The 24,241-nt window shown below is 70.6% G+C and carries 23 protein-coding genes and 2 pseudogenes; 10 read left to right on the forward strand and 15 right to left on the reverse strand.

Features of this window, described 5'->3' with window-relative positions; all coding sequences use genetic code 11:
• Positions 1-712 precede the first annotated feature (712 nt).
• A pseudogene (locus tag DIZ27_RS39630) lies at positions 713-2,121 on the forward strand (IS1380 family transposase).
• Between the two features lie 389 nt (positions 2,122-2,510).
• Complete coding sequence (locus tag DIZ27_RS47970; RefSeq protein ID WP_258308779.1) at positions 2,511-2,774, forward strand: hypothetical protein; 264 nt, start codon at positions 2,511-2,513, stop codon at positions 2,772-2,774.
• Positions 2,775-3,080: 306 nt separating this feature from the next.
• Here DIZ27_RS47970 and DIZ27_RS39640 read toward each other — a convergent pair whose 3' ends face one another.
• Positions 3,081-3,692, reverse strand: a complete 612-nt coding sequence (locus DIZ27_RS39640; RefSeq protein ID WP_109383197.1) for a DNA-3-methyladenine glycosylase — start codon at positions 3,690-3,692, stop codon at positions 3,081-3,083.
• A 47-nt stretch (positions 3,693-3,739) separates the two neighbouring features.
• Positions 3,740-3,964, reverse strand: a pseudogene (locus DIZ27_RS39645) (DNA-3-methyladenine glycosylase); the annotation flags it as partial.
• 163 nt (positions 3,965-4,127) lie between these two features.
• Here DIZ27_RS39645 and DIZ27_RS39650 point away from each other — a divergent pair.
• From DIZ27_RS39650 to DIZ27_RS39660, 3 genes are all read left to right on the forward strand, one after another.
• A complete protein-coding gene (locus DIZ27_RS39650) occupies positions 4,128-4,910 on the forward strand; it encodes a sporulation protein (RefSeq protein WP_109383199.1) in 783 nt (260 codons plus the stop codon).
• Between the two features lie 41 nt (positions 4,911-4,951).
• Positions 4,952-5,491 carry a YbhB/YbcL family Raf kinase inhibitor-like protein gene (locus DIZ27_RS39655; protein ID WP_109383200.1) on the forward strand — a complete coding sequence of 180 codons (540 nt, stop codon included), beginning with the start codon at positions 4,952-4,954 and terminating at the stop codon, positions 5,489-5,491.
• A gap of 197 nt (positions 5,492-5,688) precedes the next feature.
• Positions 5,689-6,195, forward strand: coding sequence for an HNH endonuclease (locus DIZ27_RS39660; RefSeq protein WP_109383201.1), 507 nt, complete (start codon positions 5,689-5,691; stop codon positions 6,193-6,195).
• A gap of 137 nt (positions 6,196-6,332) precedes the next feature.
• Here DIZ27_RS39660 and DIZ27_RS39665 read toward each other — a convergent pair whose 3' ends face one another.
• From DIZ27_RS39665 to DIZ27_RS39675, 3 genes are all read right to left on the reverse strand, one after another.
• A complete protein-coding gene (locus DIZ27_RS39665) occupies positions 6,333-7,280 on the reverse strand; it encodes an SPFH domain-containing protein (RefSeq protein ID WP_109383202.1) in 948 nt (315 codons plus the stop codon).
• Between the two features lie 148 nt (positions 7,281-7,428).
• Entirely contained in the window at positions 7,429-7,860 is a 432-nt protein-coding gene (locus DIZ27_RS39670; RefSeq protein ID WP_109383203.1) for an NfeD family protein, read from the reverse strand.
• Positions 7,861-7,965: 105 nt separating this feature from the next.
• A complete protein-coding gene (locus DIZ27_RS39675; RefSeq protein WP_109383204.1) occupies positions 7,966-8,763 on the reverse strand; it encodes an ABC transporter ATP-binding protein in 798 nt (265 codons plus the stop codon).
• Between the two features lie 152 nt (positions 8,764-8,915).
• Between DIZ27_RS39675 and DIZ27_RS39680 the strand changes: the two genes are divergently transcribed.
• A complete protein-coding gene (locus DIZ27_RS39680; protein WP_109383205.1) occupies positions 8,916-9,704 on the forward strand; it encodes a hypothetical protein in 789 nt (262 codons plus the stop codon).
• Between the two features lie 92 nt (positions 9,705-9,796).
• Here DIZ27_RS39680 and DIZ27_RS39685 read toward each other — a convergent pair whose 3' ends face one another.
• From DIZ27_RS39685 to DIZ27_RS39695, 3 genes are all read right to left on the reverse strand, one after another.
• Positions 9,797-10,042 carry a chaplin gene (locus DIZ27_RS39685; protein ID WP_109383206.1) on the reverse strand — a complete coding sequence of 82 codons (246 nt, stop codon included), beginning with the start codon at positions 10,040-10,042 and terminating at the stop codon, positions 9,797-9,799.
• A 204-nt stretch (positions 10,043-10,246) separates the two neighbouring features.
• Positions 10,247-10,888, reverse strand: a complete 642-nt coding sequence (locus DIZ27_RS39690) for a response regulator transcription factor (RefSeq protein WP_109383207.1) — start codon at positions 10,886-10,888, stop codon at positions 10,247-10,249.
• A complete protein-coding gene (locus tag DIZ27_RS39695) occupies positions 10,881-12,077 on the reverse strand; it encodes a GAF domain-containing sensor histidine kinase (RefSeq protein ID WP_109383208.1) in 1,197 nt (398 codons plus the stop codon). Before DIZ27_RS39695 ends, DIZ27_RS39690 begins: the two co-directional genes overlap by 8 nt.
• A gap of 472 nt (positions 12,078-12,549) precedes the next feature.
• Between DIZ27_RS39695 and DIZ27_RS39700 the strand changes: the two genes are divergently transcribed.
• Positions 12,550-13,278 carry a transglycosylase SLT domain-containing protein gene (locus tag DIZ27_RS39700; RefSeq protein WP_109383209.1) on the forward strand — a complete coding sequence of 243 codons (729 nt, stop codon included), beginning with the start codon at positions 12,550-12,552 and terminating at the stop codon, positions 13,276-13,278.
• A gap of 130 nt (positions 13,279-13,408) precedes the next feature.
• Here DIZ27_RS39700 and DIZ27_RS39705 read toward each other — a convergent pair whose 3' ends face one another.
• The gene (locus tag DIZ27_RS39705) at positions 13,409-15,967 is read right to left on the reverse strand and encodes an FHA domain-containing protein (RefSeq protein ID WP_181383927.1); all 2,559 of its coding nucleotides are present in this window, start codon (positions 15,965-15,967) and stop codon (positions 13,409-13,411) included.
• Positions 15,968-16,208: 241 nt separating this feature from the next.
• Here DIZ27_RS39705 and DIZ27_RS39710 point away from each other — a divergent pair, with 241 nt between their 5' ends.
• Positions 16,209-18,200, forward strand: a complete 1,992-nt coding sequence (locus tag DIZ27_RS39710; RefSeq protein ID WP_109383211.1) for a streptophobe family protein — start codon at positions 16,209-16,211, stop codon at positions 18,198-18,200.
• Positions 18,201-18,319: 119 nt separating this feature from the next.
• Positions 18,320-19,528, forward strand: a complete 1,209-nt coding sequence (gene serB / locus DIZ27_RS39715) for a phosphoserine phosphatase SerB (RefSeq protein ID WP_109383212.1) — start codon at positions 18,320-18,322, stop codon at positions 19,526-19,528.
• 92 nt (positions 19,529-19,620) lie between these two features.
• Here serB and DIZ27_RS39720 read toward each other — a convergent pair whose 3' ends face one another.
• The 4 genes from DIZ27_RS39720 to DIZ27_RS39735 all read right to left on the reverse strand — a co-directional run bounded on the left by DIZ27_RS39720 (position 19,621) and on the right by DIZ27_RS39735 (position 22,116).
• Complete coding sequence (locus DIZ27_RS39720) at positions 19,621-20,139, reverse strand: histidine phosphatase family protein (RefSeq protein WP_109383213.1); 519 nt, start codon at positions 20,137-20,139, stop codon at positions 19,621-19,623.
• 64 nt (positions 20,140-20,203) lie between these two features.
• A complete protein-coding gene (locus tag DIZ27_RS39725; RefSeq protein WP_109383214.1) occupies positions 20,204-20,410 on the reverse strand; it encodes a hypothetical protein in 207 nt (68 codons plus the stop codon).
• A gap of 175 nt (positions 20,411-20,585) precedes the next feature.
• Positions 20,586-20,702 carry an SGM_5486 family transporter-associated protein gene (locus DIZ27_RS47975; protein WP_109383215.1) on the reverse strand — a complete coding sequence of 39 codons (117 nt, stop codon included), beginning with the start codon at positions 20,700-20,702 and terminating at the stop codon, positions 20,586-20,588.
• Positions 20,703-20,760: 58 nt separating this feature from the next.
• Positions 20,761-22,116, reverse strand: a complete 1,356-nt coding sequence (locus DIZ27_RS39735; protein WP_375232059.1) for a CynX/NimT family MFS transporter — start codon at positions 22,114-22,116, stop codon at positions 20,761-20,763.
• 88 nt (positions 22,117-22,204) lie between these two features.
• On the opposite strand from DIZ27_RS39735, the gene DIZ27_RS39740 reads away from it, so the two are divergent.
• Positions 22,205-22,897: a FadR/GntR family transcriptional regulator gene (locus tag DIZ27_RS39740; RefSeq protein WP_109383227.1), complete on the forward strand. Its 693-nt coding sequence runs from the start codon at positions 22,205-22,207 to the stop codon at positions 22,895-22,897.
• On the opposite strand, the gene DIZ27_RS39745 is transcribed toward DIZ27_RS39740, so the two are convergent.
• Positions 22,875-23,264, reverse strand: a complete 390-nt coding sequence (locus DIZ27_RS39745) for a hypothetical protein (RefSeq protein WP_258308780.1) — start codon at positions 23,262-23,264, stop codon at positions 22,875-22,877. The genes DIZ27_RS39740 and DIZ27_RS39745 overlap by 23 nt on opposite strands.
• Positions 23,265-23,470: 206 nt before the next feature.
• Positions 23,471-24,238 (reverse strand): enoyl-ACP reductase FabI, encoded by a 768-nt coding sequence (gene fabI, locus DIZ27_RS39750; protein ID WP_109383218.1) that lies wholly within the window; start codon positions 24,236-24,238, stop codon positions 23,471-23,473.
• Positions 24,239-24,241: the final 3 nt, after the last annotated feature.

Below are 24,241 nucleotides of genomic sequence, written 5' to 3' on the forward strand. Positions count from 1 at the left end.
GACACACACGGGAGCGGAACCGCCGGAGGAATGATCCGGCGGTTCACAGCGTCCTCGCTGTGTTTCTTCAAAGGAACCTCGTCCCGGCCGGACGGCCGGAGACGGGGTATCAACATATCTGGCGTTGACTTTTGGCACGCTGTTGAGTTCTCAAGGAACGGACGCTTCCTTCGTACTCACCCCTGCGGGCTTTCCTCCGGGCGCTTCCCTTCGGTCTTGCGTTTCCGACTCTATCAGACTCTTTCGGGCTGATTCCCGGTCGGCGGGACGTACCGTCGGCTTTAGGGCTTTCGCCCGTCGGCCTTTCGACATTCACTACGTTAGCCGATTCCCTCGCTCGATTCATAATCGGGCTTCCGGGTGCGAAATTCAGGCATGCGAACATGACGAATTCGACCCCGATGAGGGGCGATCTTGAGTAGTGGGTTGACCGCTCCGGCTGCAGGCGATTGCCGTACCCGGTTCAGCGGCTCGGGCCACGTTACGCGCCTTCCGGGGGTGAGTCAACTCCGCTGACACTTCGGGACACGGGCCCGGTACGGACTCACCGTCGGGTCGTCGGCGACCCAGTCGTTGCGGGCTGAGAGCTGAGCCTCGATCCACCGCGTGACGGCCGGGCTGTGGACGGGGAAACGAAAAGAGGTGCCCTCTGACCTGGAACAATGGGAGTTCTCACGCTTCCATCAGGCCCAACCAGCAAGGCACCTCGTAAGTGAAATCCTCCCACAGCCCGACGCGGGTGTTCGCCGCGTTCGACGACCCGAATCTGATCGCGCATGCCGGGCTGGTCCCGGCCGTCCGGCTGGCCGAGCGGTGCGGCCTGCCCCGGCTGGTGTCCGAGAAGGTCAGGCTGACCGGCGCGAAGAATGGTGCGGGCACGGCCGCCGACGCGAAGGCGATGTCCGTCGTGGCCGGGATGCTGGCCGGTGCGGACTGGGGGCTGCCCCCTGCGGGGACATCGATGACCTGGACGTGCTGCGGCACGGCGGTCTGCCGCGTCTGTTCGGCGGGGTGCGGGCCCCGTCCACGCTGGGCAGCTTCCTGCGCGCCTTCACCTGGGGACACGTACGCCAACTGCAGTCCGCCACACGGGCCTTCCTCTGCAACCTGGCGGCGCACACCGGACTGGTGCCGAAGACGGACGAGGTGGTGTTCGTCGACATCGACTCCAAGGTCAAGCAGGTCTACGGGCCGGCCAAGCAGGGCGCCTCCTTCGGCTATACCAAGGTCCGCGGCCTGCACTTCCAGATCGTCACCGTCAAAACGGGCATGTGTGCGCCGGTCATCGTCGCCACCCGGCTGCGCAAGGGCTCGGCCGGCTCGGGCAAGGGGGCCGCCTCGCTGCTGCGCGAGGCCCTGGCCACGGTGCGGGCCATGGGCATCACCGCGCAGATCATCGTCCGTGCCGACTCCGCCTACTTCTCCCACAAGGTCGTCGCCGCCTGCCGCAAGACCGGTACCCGATTCTCCCTGGCGGCCGCGGTCACCAAGACGATCCGCACGGCCGTCGAGACGATCGACCCCGCCGCCTGGACACCGATCAAGTACACCGACGCGATCTGGGACGACGAGGAGCAACGCTGGATCTCCGACGCCGAGACAGCCGAGATCCCGTTCACGGCTTTCACCAGCAAGAAGAAGACGTTCCACACCACCGCCCGGCTCATCGTGCGGCGCGTGAAACGGCTCAACCCGAAGACGGTGCCCGAGGGGCAGAGTGAGCTGTTCGCCGTCTGGCGCCATCACGTGATCTTCACCGACAGCCCGTTCGTCCTGGCCCAGGCCGAACCGATGCACCGCGAACACGCCCAGGTCGAGCAGGTCTTCGCCGACCTGGAGGACTCCGCGCTCGCCCATCTTCCGTCAGGAAAGTTCACCGCGAACGCCGCTTGGCTCACCCTGGCGGCCACCGCCTACAACCTCACCCGGGCCACCGGCCACCTCGCCTCCACCTTCCACGCCAGGGCACGGACCGGCACCATCCGCCGCCACCTCATCCACGTCCCGGCCCGGATCGCCACCGGCGCCCGCCGCCTCACCCTCCACATGCCCCAACGCTGGCGCTGGGCCGACGACTTCACCGACCTGTGGACCACCACCGGGCAGCGGATGCAGACCTGATCAACCGGATCCCCGCCCGTCCACGCTCTGGAAGACCTCGGAGAACCCGCCACCGGAACGGCCATCCGGAAAACCGCCCTGCCCGGAACCGAAGATCCACCCCGAAACCAATCACACCGCGTGATCAGAGATCACGCGGTGGATCGAGGCTGAGAGTCGGCTGCTCGAAGTCTCAGGACCTCGTGACGCAGGGGTGGAGCAAGAAGAACGCGGCAGGCGAGCGATACAGGATCTACACCTGCTCAGGTGGCCGGTGCATCACAGGCTCCGGCCACGAATGCCGCAGACGAAGCGCGCGAGGCCGGGCTACTGGCCGAGGAGGAGGCCACGTCCGAAAGGCGTACCGCTCTGGCGAGATGTTCGCCGTAGGGGACATCGATGCATCGTCCATGCGTGCAGGTATCGGCAGGTGCGAGGTTGACCTGGCGAAGATCCGGACCGGGCCGGCAGACCTGGCAGCGAAGCGGGTGCAGGTGGATTCGGGGGACGTCGAGTACCTGTGGGAGGAGTTGGACTACGAAGGCCCCGACCGGATCGACTGCGTACGGACGGTTGTCCGGCAGGGCTCCGAACTCGTCGAGCTGGTGCCGAGAGGTCGAGGAGTCCGAGGGTTCGACTCGGACCACTGCCGGATCGCCTTCCGGAACCGCTGAGCGATGCGTGACGTTCGAGGCCGAGGGTCTTCACTGCAAGTTGACGGCCAAGCCCTCGACGGACGGCGCGGCGGTGGACGTGGAGTGCACGAACACACAACCCGGAGCGGGTACAAGGGCTTTTGGCGTGCCTGTACGTCGTTCACGATGGTGGTTCCCGTTGGCTGCTGGTCGTTGTGCACGGTGACCGTGCTCCTGGCGGCAGTCACCCGGCCGGCCAGGAACGCGTCACGCGCCACGCTCGCGAGCGATCACACATCGTCGGACCCGACTCCGCGCCGGCTCGCCGGCGCGGCGCACAGTGGCTCAGGCCCCGCCGGACGGCTTGGCTCTCGGGCTCAGTCGGTACGCCGAGACCGTCGGATCATCAGCGATGTAGAAGCGGTGCTGCCAGTCATGGGCTCTGCTCACGCCCACCCGAGGGCCGACCCGGATGAGTGCGGCGGGTACCGGCTCGCCCTCGGACAGCACGATTGAGGTGCCCGTCAGCAGGGCTGCGCCGTTGTGCTCTGCCGTGATGCCGAGCGCCTGGCAGAAGTTCCCCGGACCGCGCGCAAGGCGTGGGCTCTCGACCTTCGTCCCTCGCCGCTTGCGTGCCAGGTCTTCCCCTTCGATGACCCTGCCTGCGCGAATGAGGACAGCCGAGGCGATGCCGTCTGTTCCGGTGACGATGTTGGCGCACCAGTGGAGACCGTGAGACCGGTAGACGTACAGATGTCCCGCGGCCCCGAACATGACAGCGTTGCGGGGTGTCCTGCCTCGGTAGGCGTGGGAGGCGGGGTCGGCCGTACCGGAGTATGCCTCGGTCTCCGTGATGGTGATGCTCACGGTTCCCTCGGGGGCCTCGTGGGTGAGGACGGCACCGAGCAGCTTGGGGGCGACTTCTTCAGCGTGGTGAGCGAGATCCACAACGTTCATGCTGACCGACTTGACGTGCCGTGGGTGCAGTAAACGTATGCGTGGTCGGGGGGACCGAGCATCACACCGTTGCGGGCGGTGCGCCCCCGACAGGCGTGGGAACCGGGATCGTTGGAGCCGTCGTATGCCTCGACCTCGGTCAGGCTGAGGGCGATCGGACCGTCCGGGGTGGTGCGCACGACGAGCCGGCCGAGCAGGTCGGGAGCGGCCTCGAGGGCAGGGCGGTCGAAGAACCTCCTGGGCAGGGGCGTACGGTCAAGGGTCGCGATCATGGCGCCCGAGCGTACTCCTGCCGGGGTGCTGCCACGGGGTGGTCACCGGACGCCGTGCTTGCAAGGGGGACGGACACGGAACCGGCCGGGGCTCGATCGCGTTGTTAGGGATCAAAGGTCCACACGCGGCAACGACGCGATAGAGGACGACAAGGGGAGAGACATGGCGTTCAAGAAGCTGCTCGCGAGCCTGGGAGCCGGCGGGGCTTCGGTCGAGACGGTGCTGCACGAGGACAACGTCGTTCCGGGTGGGGTCGTCCAGGGTGAGGTGCGCATCCAGGGCGGGTCCGTGAACCAGCAGATCGAGGGTCTGTCGGTCGGGTTGCAGGCCAAGGTCGAGGTGGAGAGCGGCGACGAGGAGTACAAGCAGAACATCGAGTTCACCAAGTCGCGGCTCGGCGGCGCCTTCGAACTCCAGGCGGGCGCGGTGCACGCGGTGCCGTTCGGGCTGGAGATCCCGTGGGAGACGCCGATCACGATGATCGACGGGCAGGCGCTGCGCGGGATGAACATCGGCGTGACCACGGAGCTGGCGATCGCGCGGGCCGTGGACTCGGGTGACCTGGACCCGATCAACGTGCACCCGCTGCCGGCGCAGAAGGCGATCCTGGACGCGTTCATCCAGTTGGGCTTCCGGTTCAAGAGCGCGGACATGGAGCGCGGACATGTCCGGGGGACTCGTCAGCGGCTGCCGTTCTACCAGGAGATCGAGTTCTTCCCGCCGCAGCAGTACCGGGGGCTGCACCAGGTCGAGCTGACCTTCGTGGCCGACGATCAGGCGATGGACGTCGTGCTGGAGATGGACAAGAAGCCCGGTCTGTTCAGCGAGGGCAGCGACACGTTCCGGTCGTTCAAGATGGGGCTGCACGACTACCAGGGCACGGACTGGGCGGCGTACCTCAACCAGTGGCTGTCGGAGGTCGGCAGCAAGCGCAACTGGTTCTAGGCTCGGCTCCGACTGAACGCAATCGATCAGGAGGTACCGAGGTGACCGAGCTCGAGCGGCGTCCGCTCCCCCATGACTTCCACCCGCCCGTGCCGTCGTTCACGGTGACGAGCGAGGACGTCGAGGAGGGCGCGACGCTCCGGGACGCCCAGGTGCAGGCGGGCGGCAACACGTCGCCGCAGCTGCGCTGGTCGGGCTTCCCGCCGGAGACCAGGAGCTTCGCCGTGACCTGCTACGACCCGGATGCCCCGACGGGCAGCGGGTTCTGGCACTGGGTGGCGTTCGACATCCCGGCCTCGGTGGCCGAGCTGCCGGCCGGCGCGGGCAGCGGCGGGTTCGAGGGGCTGCCCGAGGGCGCGATTCAGGCGCGCAACGACTACGGCACCAAGGACTTCGGCGGGGCCGCGCCGCCCCCCGGGGACGGGCCGCACCGGTATGTGTTCACGGTGTACGCCGTGGATCAGGAGAAGCTCGGTCCGGACTCGGACGCGTCCCCTGCCGTGGTGGGCTTCAACCTGCGGTTCCACACGCTCGCGCGGGCCCAGCTGATCGGTGAGTACGAGGTGCCCGCCGGCTCCTGAGCCGATCCCAGCGTTCACGGAACGTTTGCCCGCCCCTGGTCTTGGAATTGATCAGGGGCGGGCATTTTTGTTGCCGGGGGCGCGGGGTCGCCTCCCGTTGAGGCAGCAGATATTGCGTTGTCCATCCCGGCGTGCCCGGCCAGAGTTGATCCCAGCCCGCCGAGGGGTGGGCCGGTGCACACGGGAGGTGGGCTGGTATGCGGGACACGCTGGTGCTGAACGCGAGCTTCGAGCCGCTGTCGACGGTGACGCTGAACCGAGCCGTCGTTCTGGTGCTCCAGGACAAGGCGGTCGTCGAGCAGGCCCACCCCGAGCTGCGGATGCGGGGAGCCGAGGTGGACATACCGGTGCCGCGGGTGATCAGGCTCTGCCAATACGTCAGGGTGCCGTTCCGAAGACGGGCGCCGTGGTCGAGGCGGGGTGTGCTGGTGCGGGACCGGCACCGGTGCGCGTACTGCGGGCGGCGGGCCACCACCGTCGACCACGTGGTGCCGCGGTCGCACGGTGGGCAGGACACCTGGTTGAACACGGTGGCCTCGTGCGCGGAGGACAACCACCGCAAGGCGAACCGGACTCCGGAGCAGGCGGGGATGCCGCTGCTGCGGCAGCCGTTCGAGCCGACGCCGGCGGACGCGATGTTGCTCGCGCTGGCTAGGGACGATCTTGAGGCACTGCCGGACTGGCTGGCGCTGGACGCGGCGTGAGGGTTTCGCCGTAGGGGCCTGGAGTTCCCGGCTGCGGGTTGTTCACGGCTGATCGCGCCCACGCGGCGGAGCTTCACATGGAGCAGGTCCCCGCGCCCCTGGAGGGGCGCGGGGACCTGCTCCATGTGCGGCGGCCGTCAGTCGATGGAGGGCTTCTCGCGGCGCTCCGTGGCGCCGCCGGAGGCGCCGTTGCCGCCCGAACCGCCGCCCAGGCCGCCGAAGTTGCCCATGGCCCCGGAGAGTCCCTTGAGGGCGTCACCGATCTCGCTGGGGACGATCCAGAGCTTGTTGGCGTCGCCCTCCGCGATCTTCGGGAGCATCTGGAGGTACTGGTAGGAGAGCAGCTTCTGGTCGGGGTCGCCCGCGTGGATCGCCTCGAAGACCGTGCGGACGGCCTGGGCCTCGCCCTCGGCCCGGAGGGCGGCGGCCTTGGCCTCGCCCTCGGCGCGCAGGATCTGGGACTGCTTCTCGCCCTCGGCGCGCAGGATCTCGGACTGCCGGACACCTTCGGCCTGGAGGATCGCGGCGCGCTTGTCGCGGTCGGCGCGCATCTGCTTCTCCATCGAGTCCTGGATGGAGGTGGGCGGCTCGATCGCCTTGAGCTCGACGCGGTTGACGCGGATGCCCCACTTGCCGGTGGCCTCGTCGAGGACGCCGCGCAGGGCCGCGTTGATCTCCTCGCGGGAGGTCAGGGTGCGCTCGAGGTCCATGCCGCCGATGATGTTGCGCAGGGTGGTGACGGTGAGCTGCTCGATCGCCTGGATGTAGCTGGCGACCTCGTAGGTCGCGGCCCGCGCGTCGGTCACCTGGTAGTAGATGACGGTGTCGATGTTGACGACCAGGTTGTCCTGGGTGATCACCGGCTGCGGCGGGAACGGGACGACCTGTTCGCGCAGGTCGATCCGGTTGCGGATGGTGTCTATGAACGGGACGACGATGTTGAGGCCCGCGTTGAGTGTGCGGGTGTAGCGGCCGAAGCGCTCGACGATGGCGGCGCTGGCCTGCGGGATGACTTGGATCGTCTTGATCAGGGCGATGAAGACCAACACCACCAGGATGATCAGGACGATGATGATCGGTTGCATCGTCGGTTTCCCGAACCCTTCTTCGCCTCGGCGCCTTCGTCAGATCCTATGCCTGTTACGGATCTTGCTGGTCGAGTCTGACAGACCGTCGTGCAACTCGGTGGCCGTTCGGCCCAGTTGTTGTCCTGTGCTGGCCAGTGGTGCGGGATCACATGACGATCGCCGTGGCTCCCTCGATCTCCACGACGTCCACTTCCTGGCCCACTTCGTAAGAGCGGGCGGCGTCGAGGGAACGTGCCGACCAGATCTCGCCGGCCAGCTTGATCCGGCCGCCGGAGCCGTCGACCCGTTCCAGCACGACGGCCTGTCTGCCCTTCAGGGCGTCGACACCGCTGGCGAGGTGGGGGCGTTGTACGCGTTGCCTGTTCGCGATGGGGCGTACGACGGCGATGAGAGCGGTCGACACGACGGTGAAGACCACGACCTGGACCACGGCGCCGCCGCCGAAGATTCCGGAGACCACCGCCGCGGCGACGGCGCCCACCGCGAGCATGCCGAGTTCGGGCATCGCGGTGATCACCAGCGCGATGCCGAGTACCGCCGCGCCGATCAGCCACCACAGCCATGCATCGATGTCCACAGGGGCATGGTAGGACCGCGCACCCGGTCACCGACAGGGCGCCGGGGCATTCGAAAGGGCCTTCCGAGCCCGGTTTCTGAGGGGACGGAACCCCCCCGGCCGGGTTCAGGCCATCGGGAGGCCCTGCGCGGTCCAGCGGTCGCCGACCTGCTCCACGACGAGCGGGAGGCCGAAGCAGAGGGAGAGGTTGCGGGAGGTGAGTTCGAGCTCCAGCGGGCCGGCGGCCAGGATCTGGCCCTGGCGGATCATCAGGACGTGGGTGAAGCCGGGGGCGATCTCCTCGACGTGGTGCGTGACCATGACCATGGAGGGGGCGATCGGGTCGCGGGCGAGGCGGCCGAGGCGGCGCACGAGGTCCTCGCGGCCGCCCAGGTCGAGGCCGGCGGCGGGCTCGTCGAGGAGCAGCAGTTCGGGGTCGGTCATCAGCGCGCGGGCGATGAGGGTGCGCTTGCGCTCGCCCTCGGAGAGGGTGCCGAACCTGCGGTCGACGAATTCGGACATGCCTAGGCGGTCGAGGAAGGCGCGGGCGCGCTGTTCGTCGATGTCCTCGTACTCCTCCTGCCAGCCGGCGGTCATCCCGTAGGCGGCGGTCAGCACGGTCTGCAGGACCGTCTGGTTCTTGGGGAGCTTGTCGGCCATGCCGTTCCCGGCGATGCCGATGCGCGGGCGCAGTTCGAAGACGTCGGTGCCGGGGGTGCCGAGGGTCTCGCCGAGGACGGTGGCGGTGCCCTTGCTCGGGAACAGGTAACTGGAGGCGATGTTCAGCAGGGTGGTCTTCCCCGCGCCGTTGGGACCGAGGATGACCCAGCGCTCGCCCTCCTTCACCGACCAGGAGACCTGGTCCACCAGAGCCCGGCCCTCGCGGACCACGGATACGTCCTGAAGCTCCAGAACATCGCTCATGAGCGCGTTGTCTCCCCTTGCAGTGTGGCCGGGTTCTCGGCTCTGTCGTACGCCTGTGGTCGGTCCGCCGCGCCCGTGGGCGCGGCCCTCCATGAAATCTACGCCACCGGTCGGCCCGGACATCCCCTCGGTCCTGTCCTTAGGGTGGAGGCATGCTCTCGGAACCACGTTCAGGACGTCTCGCCTCTTGGGGAAATGCCCTTATTGCCGGTCTTGTCTCGCCGGATGACGCCGTGCTCGCCATCGTCGGCGAGGACGCGGTGCACCGGGTGGAGGGGGTGCCGGGTGAGTCCGCGCCGGTGGGTCTCACGCTGGCGCTGGGGCGGCTGCGGACTCTCGGGGTGACCGGGCTGCGGGTCGCGCTGCCCATGCCGGGGCATCCACTGGGGCTGAGCGGGCCGCCGGAGTTCAACGCGCGGGCTCTGGAGGCCGGGGAGGCGGTGGTCGGTCACGGGGCCGCCTTCGGGCTGGTGCCGCAGGTGCGGGAGGCCGGGCCCGCGGGTGATGTGCATGTGGAGGTCGTCTGGCACTGCCTGGCGGTGCGGGAGGCGCCGCCCGCCGACGTGCCCTCGCTCGGCGAGGCGGGGCGGGAGCTGGCGGAGGCGCTCAGGGAGGCGACCGAGGTGCTGACGCGGCTGGACGTGGCCGGCTCGGGTCCGGTGGCCGAGGCGGCGATCGACGCGTACCGGGCCCGGGCGGAGTCGGGCGGTGAGGTGCTGGCGCCGGGATATCCGCCGCGAGCGGTACGGGTGCTGGAGCTGGCGCGGCGGGTGGGGACGCTGGTCTTGCTGGCCGGTGCGAACGGGCACGGGGGCGCGGTGAGCGCGTCGGAGATGGCGGCGCGCGGGGAGGCCCTGCGGCCGGTGGAGCGGACGGCCCGGCGGGCTCAGGTCGCGGCGTACAACTCCGTTGTGGAGGAACGGGAGCGGGGGGCCGGGTGAGCCCCGGCCCCTGCGTGACCGGCGTGGGCGGACCGGGCGGCCTCCCGGGTGGGGCCGGGAGGCCGGGAGCGTCACCGGTGGGGTGAGAGGCGTCAGCCGTTGACGGCCACGTTGCCGAAGGCGGGGTTCAGCAGGCCGATCACGTTGACGCTGTTGCCGGACACGTTGACCGGGACGTCGACCGGGACCTGGATGACGTTGCCCGAGACGACGCCCGGGGAGCCCACGGCCTTGCCGCCGGCGTGCGCGCCGTCGGTGGCGGAGGCCATGCCCGTGCCGGCGGCGAGCAGACCGCCGGCCACCATCGTCACGGCCGCTGCCTTCTTCAGGTTCTTCACTTTCCGAGCCCTCCTCGCGGTCACCGCGGCAGGCGCCGCGGTACGCACGGGAGAACGGCGGGAGGCCGAAGAAGGATGCGCCATCCGGGGGACATTCCCACTACGGTATGAATCTCGCACCGGAGGGGAACCATCCGCCCGGCCCGGCACGTCACGGGTCGGCCTCCCCCGGCTCACCGCTCAGGTACTCAGGTGTCCGGGTGCTCAGCCGCTCAGGCCGTGGCGCACCGCCCACAGGGCGGCCTGGGTGCGGTCCGCCAGGTCGAGCTTCATCAGGATGTTCGAGACGTGCGTCTTCACGGTCTTCTCGGAGAGGACCAGGGCGCGGGCGATCTCCCGGTTGGAGCGGCCGTCCGCTATGAGGCCGAGCACCTCGCGCTCCCGCTCCGTGAGCGAACCGGCCCGGCCCTGGCCGGAGTGGGTCTCCTCCTGGGCCAGCAGGGCGCCGGCGACCTCGGCCTGGAGGAGGACGTGTCCGGCGTGCACCGAGCGGATGGCTCCGGCGAGCGCGTCGGGGTCGATGTCCTTGTACACGTATCCGGCGGCGCCCGCGCGCAGGGCCGGGACCACGGTGCGCTGCTCGGTGAAGCTGGTGACGATCAGCACGCGCGCGGGGTGGTCCAGTTCGCGGAGCCGGCGCAGGGCCTCCACGCCGTCCATGCCCGGCATCCTGACGTCCATCAGGATCACGTCGGGCCGCAGCTCCCCGGTGAGGGCGACTCCTTCGGCGCCGTCCGCCGCCTCGCCGACGACCTCGATGTCGTCCTGCACCTCCAGAAAGGTGCGCAGCCCCCGGCGGACCACCTGGTGGTCGTCGACGAGCAGCACCCTGATCGCGTCAGCCACCGGGGACCTCCATCTCGATCGTGGTGCCCTTGCCGGGCGCCGATTCCACGGTCAGGCTGCCGCCGACCCCGCTCGCCCGGTCGCGCATGGAGACCAGGCCGAGATGCCGTCCGGCACTGCGGATGATCTGCGGGTCGAACCCCTTGCCGTCGTCGGTGACCCGCAGGACGGCGCCACTTCCGCGCCGGCCCAGGGTGACGTCGACACGGTCCGCCCCCGAGTGCCGCAGGGCGTTGTGCAGCGCCTCCTGGGCGACGCGCAGCACGGCCTCCTCCTGTGCGGCGGGCAGGGCGCGCGCACCGTGCCCGGCGAAGGTCACGCGCGCGCTGTGGGCGCGGTCGAGGACCTGGATCTGGGTACGGAGGGTGGGGACGAGGCCGTCCTCGTCGAGGGCCGCGGGGCGCAGCTCGACGACCGCGGCGCGCAGTTCGTCGGCGGCCTCGGCCGCCAGGGCGGCCACCTGCTGGAGCTCCCCCTTGGCCCGGGCCGGGTCGCGGTCCACGAGGCGGGCGGCCGCCTGGGCGGTGAGGCGCAGGGAGAACAGCTTCTGGCTGACGGCATCGTGCAGTTCGTGGGCGAGGCGGGAGCGTTCCTCGGCGATGGTCAGTTCGCGGCTGCGCTCGTAGAGCCGGGCGTTGGTGAGGGCGATCGCCGCGTGCTGGGCCAGGATGCCCAGCACGTCCTCGTCGTCCTGGGTGAACCCGCAGGCGCCCTCGGGTGCGGGGCACGGGGGGCCGGAGGGGTCTTGGGGGTCTTCGGGGCCTCCCCCCGCCGGGGTCCTTTTGTTGGCCAGGAACAGGGCGCCGATGACCTCGTCGCCGTCGCGGATGGGCAGGCCCAGGAAGTCGACCAGGTCGGGGTGGGCGCTGGGCCAGCCCTCGAAGCGGGGGTCCCTGCGTACGTCGGCGAGGCGCTGGGGTCCGTCCTCGCGGAGCATCGCGGCGAGGATGCCGTGCTGGCGCGGGAGGGGGCCTATGGCCTTCCACTGGTCGTCGCTGACGCCGTCGACCACGAACTGGGCGAAGCCGCCGTGGTCGTCGGGGACGCCGAGCGCGGCGTACTCCGCGTCGAGCAGTTCGCGGGCCGAGGCGACGATCGTCTTGAGGACGTCACGCACCTCGAGGTGCCTGCTCATGGCCAGCAACGCGGTGCTCACCGCGGCGAGGCCGGACCGGGGGCCGTGGCTCATGTCCTCACGGTACCGGCGGGCACCGGCACCGCGGATCCGACCGGTGGCGGCGACGACCCGGACCGGAGGTCCTAGGACCTCCGGTCTCCCCGGGACGGACCCGGGTTCTTCGCGGGCCGGTCCAGGGCTCGCCGCACCCCTCACACAGAGCCTTGCACCAGCAACTCCCGGTGAGGGTGACGGTCGCCCGGTGTGAGGCCGGGCATAGGGCCCACATCACGTACGAAGGTGAATAGGAGGACCATAGCGGGCACGTGATCGGCGCAGATAGCCCCCTATGCCCCGTTTTGACCTCCCCTGATCCACTACCCGACTTCGTACGTCACACCTTTGCCTAGCCATTTTGCGGCCGCTAAGAATTGCTCTCGTCGCTCAGCGCCGTGGGTTCCGCCCGCGGCGTTCGTGCCGGAGAAACCCCTGTCCCCACCGGACGTCGAGCGACCTCCGCGCTATTCGAAGAGGTCCATCACCCATGTCGAAGAACTTCCTCGCCCGAGGTCACATTCGTGCCCTGAACCGCCACCACAAGATCGCCGCCGCCGGTGTCGCCGCCCTCGGTGCCGCCGCCATCGCTCTCTCGGCCACGCCGAGCGAGGCGTCGACGACCGTCACGAGCGAGGCCGTTCCCACCGCGCAGGTCGCCTACAGCACCGAGCCGATCAAGGACGTCAAGGGCTCCGTCACCGACCAGCTCGCCGTCTCCGGTGTGAAGACCGAGCAGATCGCGGCGAAGAAGCAGGCCGCGGCCGACGCCGCCGCCGAGAAGCAGGCTGCGACGGCTGCCGCGAAGGAGCAGGCCGCGAAGGAGCGCGAGGCCGAGCAGGCCGCAGACCGCTCCGCGCAGCGGGCCGAGGTCGACAAGGCCGCCCCCAAGACCTACAGCAACAACCTGGACGGCTGGATCCGCGAGTCCATGGACATCATGAAGAAGCACGGGATCCCGGGCTCGTACGAGGGCATCCACCGCAACATCATCCGGGAGTCCTCCGGCAACCCGATGGCCATCAACCTCTGGGACATCAACGCCAAGAACGGCATCCCGTCCAAGGGTCTGCTGCAGGTGATCCCGCCGACGTTCGAGGCGTACCACGTCCCGGGCACGCCGAAGGACATCTACCACCCGGTCTCGAACATCACCGCCGCCTGCAACTACGCGGCCGACCGGTACGGCTCCATGGACAACGTCAACAGCGCGTACTGAGGTCGGCGCGGACCTCTTCACGCGGCCTGACGCGCCCGGATACTCCGAAGGGCGGCACCCTCCTGACGGGGTGCCGCCCTTCGGGCGTACGGCGCGCGAACGGCCGCGCCGGCTCCTTGCGTCACTCGCGTTACTTGCGCATGACCTCGGGCTCGTGGCGGCGCAGGAAGCGGGCCACGAAGAAGCCGCAGATCACGCCGAGGGCGATGAGCGCGCCCATGTCCATGAACCAGGCCCCCGCCGTGTGCTCCCACAGCGGGTCGGGGTCGCCCGCGGTCTCCGGCGGGCTGATCTTGTTGAAGTCCAGCGTGGCACCGGAGGCGGCGACCGCCCAGCGCGACGGCATCAGGAACGAGAACTGGTTGACGCCGATCGAGCCGTGCAGCGCGAACAGACAGCCGGTGAAGACGACCTGGACGATCGCGAACATCACCAGCAGCGGCATGGTCTTCTCGGCGGTCTTCACCAGCGAGGAGATGATCAGGCCGAACATCATCGAGGTGAAGCCGAGCGCCATGATCGGGATGGACAGCTCCAGCAGTGTGAAGCCGCCGAGGACCAGCCCCTCCTCGGGGAGCTCCCGGCTGGAGAAGCCGATGACGCCGACCATCAGGCCCTGCAGCACGGTGATCATGCCGAGCACGAACACCTTGGACATCAGATACGCCGAGCGGGACAGGCCGGTCGCGCGTTCCCGCTCGTAGATGACCCGTTCCTTGATCAGCTCACGTACGGAGTTCGCGGCACCGGCGAAGCAGGCGCCGACCGCGAGGATCAGCAGGACCGTGGTCGCCGTGCCGTTCGGGATGATCCGGCCGGTCTGCGGGTGGGGCGGGTTCGGCAGCAGACCCTTGTCGGCGTCGATGAGCAGGCTGACCGCGCCGAGGACGGCCGGCAGGATCACCGTCAGGGCGAGGAACCCCTTGTCGGAGACGATCACCGAGATGTAGCGGCGCACCAGTGTGGTGAACTGCGACATCCAGCCCTGCGGCTTCGGCGGCTTCATCGCCTGCATCGCCGGGACCTGTACGGACTGCGGCGCGACCGCGTCGATGTCCGCCGCGTACATCTGGTAGTGCTGCGAGCCCTTCCAGCGGCCCGCCCAGTCGTAGTCGCGGTAGTTCTCGAAGGCGGAGAAGACGTCGGCCCAGGTGTCGTAGCCGAAGAAGTTCAGCGCCTCCTCGGGCGGACCGAAGTAGGCGACCGAGCCTCCGGGCGCCATCACCAGGAGCTTGTCGCAGATCGCCAGCTCGGCCACCGAGTGGGTGACGACGAGGACGGTGCGCCCGTCGTCGGCGAGCCCGCGCAGCAGCTGCATGACGTCGCGGTCCATGCCCGGGTCGAGGCCCGACGTCGGCTCGTCGAGGAAGATCAGCGACGGCTTGGTGAGCAGTTCCAGCGCCACCGAGACCCGCTTGCGCTGGCCGCCGGAGAGCGACGTGACCTTCTTGTCCTTGTGGATGTCCAGCTTCAGCTCGCGCAGCACCTCGTCGATGCGGGCGTCGCGCTCGGCGGCCGTGGTGTCGGCCGGGAAGCGGAGCTTGGCCGCGTACCCGAGGGCCTTCTTGACGGTCAGTTCCTTGTGCAGGATGTCGTCCTGCGGGACCAGACCGATGCGCTGGCGCAGTTCGGCGAACTGCTTGTAGAGGTTCCGGTTGTCGTAGAGGACCTCGCCCTGGTCGGCGGGCCGGTACCCGGTGAGCGCCTTGAGCAGGGTGGACTTGCCGGAGCCGGACGGGCCGATGACCGCGATCAGTGACTTCTCCGGGACGCCGAAGGAGACGTCCTTGAGGATCTGCTTGCCGCCGTCGACCGTGACGGTGAGGTGGCGGGCCGAGAAGGACACCTCACCGGTGTCGACGAACTCCTCGAGCCGGTCGCCGACGATCCGGAACGTCGAGTGGCCGACGCCCACGATGTCGGTCGGGCCGAGCAGCTGCGTGCCGCCCTTGGCGATCGGCATACCGTTGACGTAGGTGCCGTTGTGCGAGCCCAGGTCGCGGATCTCCATGCGGCCGTCGGGCGTCGAGTGGAACTCGGCGTGGTTGCGGGAGACTTGCAGGTCGGAGACGACCAGGTCGTTCTCCAGAGCACGGCCGATACGCATCACGCGGCCGAACGAGAACTGGTGGAACGTGGTCGGACTGCGGTCGCCGTACACCGGCGGCGCCCCCGCCGCGCCACCGGGGCCCTGCTGCTGCGGGACGTACGGCGCGGACTGCTGCGGCGGCACCGGCTGCTGCGGCTGTGCCTGCTGCTGCCAGCCGGCCTGCGCGGACTGCTGCTGATGCATCTGCTGCTGCCCCTGCTGGACCCAGCCCGGGACCGCCCCCTGCACCCCCTGTGCCGCGTACGGCTGCTGCGGTTGCTGCTGCTGCGGCGAGGCGGCCTGGGCCGCGGTGCCGGACAGGGTCACCCGCGGCCCGTCGGTCGCGTTGCCCAGGTTCAGCGCCGTACCGGAGCCGACCTCCAGATGCTGGATCCGCTGCCCCTGCACGAACGTGCCGTTGGTGCTGCCGTGGTCCTCGACGACCCAACTGCGGCCGTTGAAGCTGATCGTGGCGTGTCGCCAGGACACCCTGGCGTCGTCCACCACGACGTCCCCCTGCGGATCGCGTCCCAGGGTGTACGACCTGGACGGATCGAGCGTCCAGGTCCGTCCGTTTGATTCCAGTACGAGTTCCGGCACTCCATGCCCCACTGAGTTGTCCCCCGAATTCCCCCCGTCGCAGGGAGTCTAGGGATGTCGAACATCGGGGGGAACTATTTCAGGCTCGGCCGCCGAACCGGAAGCCGGGCCATGGGAAGGGGGGCTCCCGGACGCTTCCGTGCTCCCGTTGACGGGGTTGAAACCGGGCCGGAGAGTGGTAATCCACCCGAGGGGGCATGCGCGGCCACCGTGTGCCGCGCCGCGGGTCGGGGGGTCTGCCATGAGCGCTGCCACGGGCGTCGGTACCGCGGGGCACGGCACGCGCGTGCCGTGGGTGGATGTCGTGATGTCCGCGGTCGCCGCGGTGAGCTGGGCGCTGATCGGGATGGCGGGGACGGCGGCGCTCGGGCTGCGTCTGCTGGACGCGGACTCGGCGGGTTCACTGGGGCCGATGACGGCCGCGGTGGTGGCGTCGGCGACCGGCGGATCGGTCACGCCGTCCGTCGAGGTGTCGGCGTCCGGGTTGTCGGGCGCGGAGGCGAGCACGGCCGTCGGGGTCGCGCCGCTGGGGGTGAGCCTGGTGGGCGCGCTGCTGCTGTCGTCCGTCTTCCTGCGGTCGCTGCGGGCTGCGGGCGACGTTCTGTCCCCGGCCGAACTCGCCGCACGCGCCGGTGCGGTCGTGGCGCTCTTCGTGGGGATGGCGGGTGGCCTGGTGTGGGCGGGCCACGGCGTCGTCACCGTCGACGGGGACGCGCTGGGCCTGGACGGGTTGCCGGGCGCCGGCGGGGGCGGCGGGATCGAGATCCCGGGGCTGGGTGATGTCGGGGGTCTGCTGCCGGAGCGGGTCGGTGATCTCGTCGACGTGAAGGCCGCGGTCGGGTTCGGCGTCGACACCGTGCCGACGCTGCTCGGTGGTCTGGGCTGGTCGGCCGGCGTCCTGGTCGTCGCGTTGCTGGCGTCCAGGCGCACTCCGCTGCCGCGCGGCTGGGACGTCCTGCACCGCGTCGTACGGCCCGCGGTGTCCGCCCTCGTCGTGGTGGGCCTGGTGGCGGTGGCGGCGGGGTACGCGGCGGCGGGGTACGCGGCGATCGGCGACGACCATCCCCGGCGGATCGCGGGAGCGGCCCTGCTGGGAGCGCCGAACGGGGTGTGGCTCGGCATACCGGTCGGACTGTTCGTGCCGTGGGAGGGGAGGGCGACGGGGGCGCTGCTCGGCGTCCTGCCGCACCCCTTGGACGACCTGCTGCGGGTGGACTCCGGCCAGCCGGTCACCCTGGCCCGGCTGGCCGGGTTCGACGGGCGGGTGTGGCTGCTGGGGGCGGCGGCCGCGATGGCCATGCTGCTGGCCGGTGTGCTGGTGGCGGCGCGGACACCGCTGGGGACGGCGGGGGGTGCCGATGATGTACGGAATGGGGGCGCCGCGGGTTTCGCCGGGCGGTGCGCGCTGCGGTTGGGGGTCGCGACGGCGTCGGCCCTGCCGCTGCTGGTGTGGCTGACGGAGGTGTCGGCGGACGTCTCGCTGTCCGTGCTCGGTCTCGACGCGTTCGGTGCGGGCGTCGAGCTGCGCGGTCACCTCGCCGCGGCACTGCTCCTGGGCGCCGTCTGGGGTGCGGGCGCGGGCGCGGCGGGGGCGCTGCTGGCATGGGCGAGCGGGGCTGCGGGGCGACGGGCGGCGCCGTGGGCGCGGGTCACGGCCGAGGGCGGGGGCGTGGCGGTGGAAGGCGCCGGGAGCCCGGGGTACGCCGGGGGTGCCGCTGGACCGGGGGACGGTACGGGGACCAGGCCCCGACCTGCCGGGGCGGGGGTCGGGCCGTATGCGCCGGGGGTGCCGTATCGGCCACCGAATCCGGGGACGAATCCGTATCTGGTGGTGCCCGAGGAGTTGCGGGGGCGGCCGGAGGCCCGGCCGGGTGGTGCGGGGCGGTGGCCCGGCGCGCGGTCGGGGCACGCTCCCCCACCGGAGCCCGATGACACCCGGCCGCCCGGCCCGCCGGCGGCACTCGGTGACATGCGGCCGCCCGGCCGGCCCCCGAACGAGCCTCCCGGGGACGACGGCGTGCCGGACGACGGCGACATCTCCGGCGCTCCGACCGTGATCCGCCCCGTCGGGCCGCCGCCACAGGGAAGGGCCCCGCGCGGGCGGCCCGGGGGCGGACGGTCCGGGCGTGATGCCGGGCCGTCCACGGGGAAGCGCCCGCCACTGTGGCCGGACGAAGGACCTCCGCCTCCGCCGCCCCCTCCCCCGGCCCCACGTCGTCCCGGCGGCCGGTGAGGCGGACGGCGGCCGAAGCGCGTAAGGTCCAAGACACCTCGGCGACGCCGAGAGTTCGCTGTCCGCCAGACGGACCTCGGGCGCGCAGGGCACTGCGTGCCCGATACGGTAAGAACACCATGAACGCATCGCAGACCTCGGACGTTCCCACACTCCTTGTCAAGATCTTCGGCAAGGACCGACCCGGTATCACCGCCGGTCTCCTCGACACCCTCGCCGCCTACTCCGTCGACGTGGTCGACATCGAGCAGGTCGTCACCCGTGGCCGAATCGTGCTGTGTGTGCTCGTGACCCAGCCGGCGCAGAGCCTGGAGGGCAGCCTGCGGGCAACCGTCCACAACTGGGCCGAGTCGATGAAGATGCAGGCGGAGATCATCTCCGGCACCGGCGACAACCGCCCGCGCGGGCTCGGCCGTTCCCTGGTCACCGTGCTGGGCCACCCCCTCACCGCCGAGACGGCGGCGGCGATCGCCGCGCGGATCACGAAGACCGGCGCCAACATCGACCGTGTCTTCCGGCTCGCCAAGTATCCGGTGACCGCGGTGGAGTTCGCGGTGTCCGGCGTGGAGACGGAACCGCTGCGCACCGCCCTGGTGACCGACGCATCGAAGCTCGGGGTCGATGTCGCCGTCGTCGCGGCCGGTCTGCACCGCCGGGCCCAGCGCCTGGTCGTCATGGATGTGGACTCCACCCTCATCCAGGACGAGGTGATCGAACTCTTCGCCGCCCATGCCGGCTGCGAGGACAAGGTCGCCGAGGTGACCGAGGCGGCGATGCGCGGGGAACTGGACTTCGAGGAGTCGCTGCACGCGCGTGTGCAGCTGCTGGCGGGGCTGGACGCCTCCGTGGTGGACAAGGTGCGCAGCGAGGTGCGGCTGACACCGGGTGCCCGCACCCTGGTCCGCACGCTGAAGCGGCTCGGCTATCAGGTGGGCGTGGTCTCCGGGGGGTTCACCCAGGTCACGGACGATCTGAAGGAGCGGCTGGCGCTGGACTTCGCCCACGCCAACACCCTGGAGATCGTCGACGGAAAGCTGACCGGCCGGGTCACGGGCGAGATCGTGGACCGGCCGGGCAAGGCGCGGCTGCTGCGCCGGTTCGCGGCCGAGGCGGGCGTCCCGCTGTCGCAGACCGTGGCGATCGGCGACGGCGCGAACGACCTGGACATGCTCAACTCGGCGGGTCTCGGCGTCGCGTTCAACGCCAAGCCGGTGGTGCGCCAGGCGGCCCACACCGCGGTGAACTTCCCCTTCCTGGACACGGTCCTGTACCTGCTGGGCATTACGCGCGAAGAGGTCGAGGCGGCGGACATCCTCGACCGGGACTGAACCACGCGCGGACCCGCGGTGTCCGTGCGGGGCGGTCCGGTGCGGGGCCCGGCGCCGGACCGGTGCCGGGCCCCGCTGTCATGGCGCGTGGGTCACTCGCTGGGTGCCCAGTAGTCGAGCAGGGTGGCGACCCCGGGCTCGAGGGACTTCCAGGAACCGGTGAAGGACAGCACGGCGAAGGCTGCGGCGGGATAGCCACGACGGCTCATCCGCTCACCCGCGTCCCCCTCGGCCGCCCCGGAGAGGATCTCGGCCGCTCCCTGGATGCCGGGGTTGTGGCCGACCAGAAGCACGTTCTGCGCGTCGTCGGGGGTTTCGTTCAGCAGGGTGATCAGTTCACCGGGCGAGGCCTCGTAGATCCGCTCCTCGTAGACCGTCTTCGGACGCTGTGGGAACTCGTGCACCGCGATTTTCCACGTTTCCCGGGTCCTGGTCGAGGTGGAGCAGAGAGCCAGATCGAACGCGATGGCGGAGTCGGCGAGCTTGCGTCCGGCGACTGCGGCGTCCGTCCTGCCGCGCTCGGCGAGCGGGCGCTCGTGGTCGGTCACCGGTGGCCAGTCGGCCTTCGCATGCCGGAAAAGGACAATCCTGCGGGGTTCTGCGACGCTCATGTGCCCCAGCTTCGCATGAAACAGGCCACGGGGCGCGGGTAGTTGACGGCCGTTCCCGGGGTGCTCAGCGGGTTATGAGCTGCTGAGCACGCTCGAGGAGGTGGGTGATTCCGGGCTCGGCTGTCGCCGCGTGCGCGTCGGAGGGGTTCAGGACCAGCGCGAGCAGCGTGACGAAGGCGAGCGCGGGCAGGACGAGGGCCCACCACGGCAGCCGGCTGTCGACGCCGCCCCGGAGGACCGGGTGGGGCCGGGTGTGGGTGCGCGCCGACATGAGGTCTCCGCTCTTCGAGTGTTTCGTGCCGCGTCTCGCGGCCACATCTCGAAGGTATGTACTCCTCGGCCCTCAACCCATCCGGTGACCCACCCACTTGACCCTGATCCTGGCCCCCTAGGGGACAGGGGGGCCAGCACCACCATGGCCCCGGACAGGGCCGACGCCGGGGGTGTCACGGCGCGAGGATGCTCGCGATCACACCGATGACGACGAAGATGGCGAAGAACGCTCCGAAGACGAGCAGCAGCTTCTTCTGGCCGTTCTGCGGGTTCGGGTCGAGGACTGGCATGGGGCAAGTCTCGCACCCGCCGGCGCTGCGGTGCTCCCCGGGGTCGGGCGGAGCGGGCTCAGCGGGCCGCCGCCTCGTCCTCCACCGTGCGGTCACGGCCCGCCAGGACTCCGGCGATCGTCTGCGGGATCATCAGGCCGGCCAGGAGCGCGAGCGGCAGGCCCCAGCCGCCGCTGTGCTGGTAGAGCACGCCCACCAGGAGGGGGCCCGGGATGGAGATCAGATAGCCGGTGCTCTGGGCGAAGGCCGACAGCTTGGCCACGCCCGCGCCGGACCTGGCCCGCATCCCGACCATGGTGAGCGCGAGGGGGAAGGCACAGTTGGCGATGCCCAGCAGCAGCACCCAGACCAGGGCGCCGGCGGCCGGTGCGAAGTACAGGCCGGCGTAGCCGATCAGGCCGCTCACACCGAGCACGAGCACGATCGGGCCCTGCTGGGGCAGGCGCGTGGCGAGGCGCGGGATGACGAAGGCGAGCGGCACGCCCATCACCATGATGAACGCGAGCAGCAGCCCGGCCGTGCTCGCGGGCACGCCCGCGTCCCGGAAGATCTGTGGCATCCAGCCCATGGTGATGTAGGCGACGGTCGCCTGGAGCCCGAAGAAGACGGCCAGCGCCCAGGCGGTCCGGCTGCGGGTGATGCGCACCTCGGGCGCGGGCGCGTCCGCCGACGCCGCCGCGCCCGGGGACGACGGCCCGGGTGCGGGGGCCCGCTCGGCCGGTGGCCTGCCCCGCTTTCCCGACCTTCCCGAACTTCCCGCGTTCCCCGCGTTTCCCACGAACGGGATCCAGGGCAGTACGGCGGCCGCGGCGAGCGCCGCCCACAGGGCGAGTCCCGTCTGCCAGTTCCCGCCCAGTGCCTCGGTCAGCGGCACGGTCACCGCGGCGGCCGTGGATGTGCCCAGGGCGAGGGCCATGGAGTACAGGCCGGTCATGGAGCCGACCCGGTCCGGGAACCACTGCTTGACGAGGACCGGCATCAGGACGTTGCTGACGGCGATGCCCATGAGCGCGAGGGCGCTGGCGGCCAGGAAGCCCGCCGTGCCTCCCGTGAACGGGCGTATCAGCAGGCCCGCGCCGATGGCGACCATGCCGGCGCACACCACCGCACCCGCTCCGAAACGGCGGGCCAGCCGCGGGGCGGTGACGCCGAAGACGGCGAAGCACAGCGGGGGCACGGAGGTGAGCAGCCCGGCCACGCTGCCGCTCATGGCGAGGTCGGCCCGGACCTCCTCAAGCAGTGCGCCGAGGCTGGTGATGGCGGGACGGAGGTTCAGCGCCGCCAGCACGATGCCGACGACGAGCAGCCGGATCATCCACGCGCGCGGGGCGGTGCCCCCGGTCTCCCGGAGTTCGGTCGGAGCCGCCGTGCGTACGGTCGTGGACTTGAGCGTCCGGGTTTCCTCACCAGCCATGAGACACATCATAGAATCATGGGATGATTGGTTGTCCATGCCGAGACTGCCGTCCGGTGTCGGCACCCGTGCCGTGCAGAGGTGTGTCATGCCCCTGAGCCATCCCCGTCGTTCTGCGCTGTCCGAGCAGGTCATCGCCGCTCTGCGCGCCCAGATCACCTCGGGCGAGTGGCCGGTCGGCTCCCGCATTCCGACCGAGCCGGAGCTGGTCGAGCAGCTCGGGGTGGCACGCAACACAGTCCGCGAGGCCGTGCGCGCGCTGGCGCACAACGGACTGCTCGACATCCGTCAGGGCTCGGGCACCTATGTCGTCACCACGAGCGAGCTGGCCGGGGTGATGCAGCGCCGTTTCGCCGGCGCCGACCGCGGGCACGTCGCGGAACTGCGCTCCGCCCTGGAGTCGTCCGCGGCGCGGCTGGCCGCCGAGCGGCGCACCGAGAAGGACCTCAAACAGCTCGACACCCTGCTGCTGCGCCGTGAGGAGGCCTGGGAGTCGGGTGCGGCGGAGCAGTTCGTGGCGGCGGACACGACGTTCCACCTGGCCGTCGTGGCGGCGTCGCACAACGACGTGCTGACCGCGCTGTACGCGGACCTGAGCGAAGTGCTGCGGGACTGGCTGCGCGGCGACGTCGGCCGGGAGCTGGCCCCGGAGACCCACCTGGACCACTCGCGGCTGCTGGACGCGATCCGTGCGGGCGACGCGGCGACGGCGGCCGAGGAGGCCGCCGCCCACTCGCTGGCGTGCCGTCCGGGGCGGTTCAGTCCGCCTTCCGGTGGCTGATCCACGCGGCCCGGACCTCCTTCCAGCAGCGGCCGGTCAGCTGCACGGTCTGTGCGGGTGCGGCGGCCACCGGGGCGCTGTCACTGTCGAGGTCCCACCATTGGAGGCACTCGACGTGCAGGCTCACGTGGTCGGTGTCCGGATAGGGGTTGTGGCAGTACGCGGTCACCCGGGAGCCGTCGGCCCCGATCCGGCAGGCGGCTCCGAACGGATCCTCGGACCCCGCGCCGCCGGACCCGGCGTCGGCCGACCGCACGCGCGCGTGCGACATCGTCTCGTGCGGCACCGCCTCGTACGCCAGGGCGGGCACGAGAGCGGTGCCAAGGGCGACGGTGAAGGTCACTGAGGCCAGGCGGTGAAAGCGCACAGAGGGGGCCTCCTCGGCCGTGCTGGGAGGGAGATCAGGCAGGGATCACGCGGTGTCCGCGTGATCCCTGTGACCTGTCGCTCCACAGTGCCCCGCCGGCGCCGCACACCGCCCGCGCTGCTGAGCCGAACGGGTGACGCGGCGAGGGCCCGCACCCTTCCCGGGTGCGGGCCCTCGCCGATTGCTTCGGGCCGGGTCGGCGGCGCTCAGGCGCCGATGGCGTGCAGACCGCCGTCCACGTGGACGATCTCGCCGGTGGTCTTCGGGAACCAGTCGCTCAGCAGGGCGACGACGCCGCGGCCGGCCGGCTCCGGGTCCTTCAGGTCCCACTCCAGCGGGGCACGGGTGTCCCACACGGAGGCCAGCTCGCTGAAGCCCGGGATGGACTTGGCGGCCATGGAACCGAGCGGGCCCGCCGAGATCAGGTTGCAGCGGACGTTCTGCTTGCCCAGGTCGCGGGCCATGTAACGGCTGGTCGCCTCCAGGGCGGCCTTGGCCGGGCCCATCCAGTCGTACTGCGGCCAGGCGTACTGCGCGTCGAAGGTGAGGCCGACGACGGAGCCGCCGTTCTGCATCAGCGGCAGGCAGGCCATGGTCAGCGACTTCAGGGAGAAGGCCGAGACGTGCATGGCCGTGGCGACCGACTCGAACGGCGTGTTCAGGAAGTTGCCGCCGAGCGCGTCCTGCGGCGCGAAGCCGATGGAGTGCACGACGCCGTCGAGGCCGCCGAGCTCCTCGCCCACGACGTCCGCGAGGCGGCCCAGGTGCTCCTCGTTGGTCACGTCGAGCTCGATGACCTTGGCGGGCTTGGGGAGCTTCTTGGCGATGCGCTCGGTCAGGGTGGGCCGCGGGAACGCGGTCAGGATGATCTCGGCGCCCTGCTCCTGTGCCAGCTTGGCGGTGTGGAAGGCGATGGAGGACTCCGTCAGCACACCGGTGATCAGGACGCGCTTGCCCTCGAGAATTCCGCTCATGTC

This window comes from Streptomyces sp. NWU339 (assembly GCF_003143855.1).
GTDB lineage: Bacteria > Actinomycetota > Actinomycetes > Streptomycetales > Streptomycetaceae > Streptomyces.

What these genes read in the sequence shown, in the direction of transcription:
- DIZ27_RS47970 (WP_258308779.1), top strand. Translation starts at nt 2,511, where the DNA reads ATGCGTGCAGGTATCGGCAGGTGCGAGGTTGACCTGGCGAAGATCCGG.
- DIZ27_RS39640 (WP_109383197.1), bottom strand. Translation starts at nt 3,692, where the DNA reads ATGAACGTTGTGGATCTCGCTCACCACGCTGAAGAAGTCGCCCCCAAG.
- DIZ27_RS39650 (WP_109383199.1), top strand. Translation starts at nt 4,128, where the DNA reads ATGGCGTTCAAGAAGCTGCTCGCGAGCCTGGGAGCCGGCGGGGCTTCG.
- DIZ27_RS39660 (WP_109383201.1), top strand. Translation starts at nt 5,689, where the DNA reads ATGCGGGACACGCTGGTGCTGAACGCGAGCTTCGAGCCGCTGTCGACG.
- DIZ27_RS39665 (WP_109383202.1), bottom strand. Translation starts at nt 7,280, where the DNA reads ATGCAACCGATCATCATCGTCCTGATCATCCTGGTGGTGTTGGTCTTC.
- DIZ27_RS39675 (WP_109383204.1), bottom strand. Translation starts at nt 8,763, where the DNA reads ATGAGCGATGTTCTGGAGCTTCAGGACGTATCCGTGGTCCGCGAGGGC.
- DIZ27_RS39680 (WP_109383205.1), top strand. Translation starts at nt 8,916, where the DNA reads ATGCTCTCGGAACCACGTTCAGGACGTCTCGCCTCTTGGGGAAATGCC.
- DIZ27_RS39695 (WP_109383208.1), bottom strand. Translation starts at nt 12,077, where the DNA reads ATGAGCCACGGCCCCCGGTCCGGCCTCGCCGCGGTGAGCACCGCGTTG.
- DIZ27_RS39700 (WP_109383209.1), top strand. Translation starts at nt 12,550, where the DNA reads ATGTCGAAGAACTTCCTCGCCCGAGGTCACATTCGTGCCCTGAACCGC.
- DIZ27_RS39710 (WP_109383211.1), top strand. Translation starts at nt 16,209, where the DNA reads ATGAGCGCTGCCACGGGCGTCGGTACCGCGGGGCACGGCACGCGCGTG.
- serB (WP_109383212.1), top strand. Translation starts at nt 18,320, where the DNA reads ATGAACGCATCGCAGACCTCGGACGTTCCCACACTCCTTGTCAAGATC.
- DIZ27_RS39720 (WP_109383213.1), bottom strand. Translation starts at nt 20,139, where the DNA reads ATGAGCGTCGCAGAACCCCGCAGGATTGTCCTTTTCCGGCATGCGAAG.
- DIZ27_RS39725 (WP_109383214.1), bottom strand. Translation starts at nt 20,410, where the DNA reads ATGTCGGCGCGCACCCACACCCGGCCCCACCCGGTCCTCCGGGGCGGC.
- DIZ27_RS47975 (WP_109383215.1), bottom strand. Translation starts at nt 20,702, where the DNA reads ATGCCAGTCCTCGACCCGAACCCGCAGAACGGCCAGAAGAAGCTGCTG.
- DIZ27_RS39735 (WP_375232059.1), bottom strand. Translation starts at nt 22,116, where the DNA reads ATGGCTGGTGAGGAAACCCGGACGCTCAAGTCCACGACCGTACGCACG.
- DIZ27_RS39740 (WP_109383227.1), top strand. Translation starts at nt 22,205, where the DNA reads ATGCCCCTGAGCCATCCCCGTCGTTCTGCGCTGTCCGAGCAGGTCATC.
- fabI (WP_109383218.1), bottom strand. Translation starts at nt 24,238, where the DNA reads ATGAGCGGAATTCTCGAGGGCAAGCGCGTCCTGATCACCGGTGTGCTG.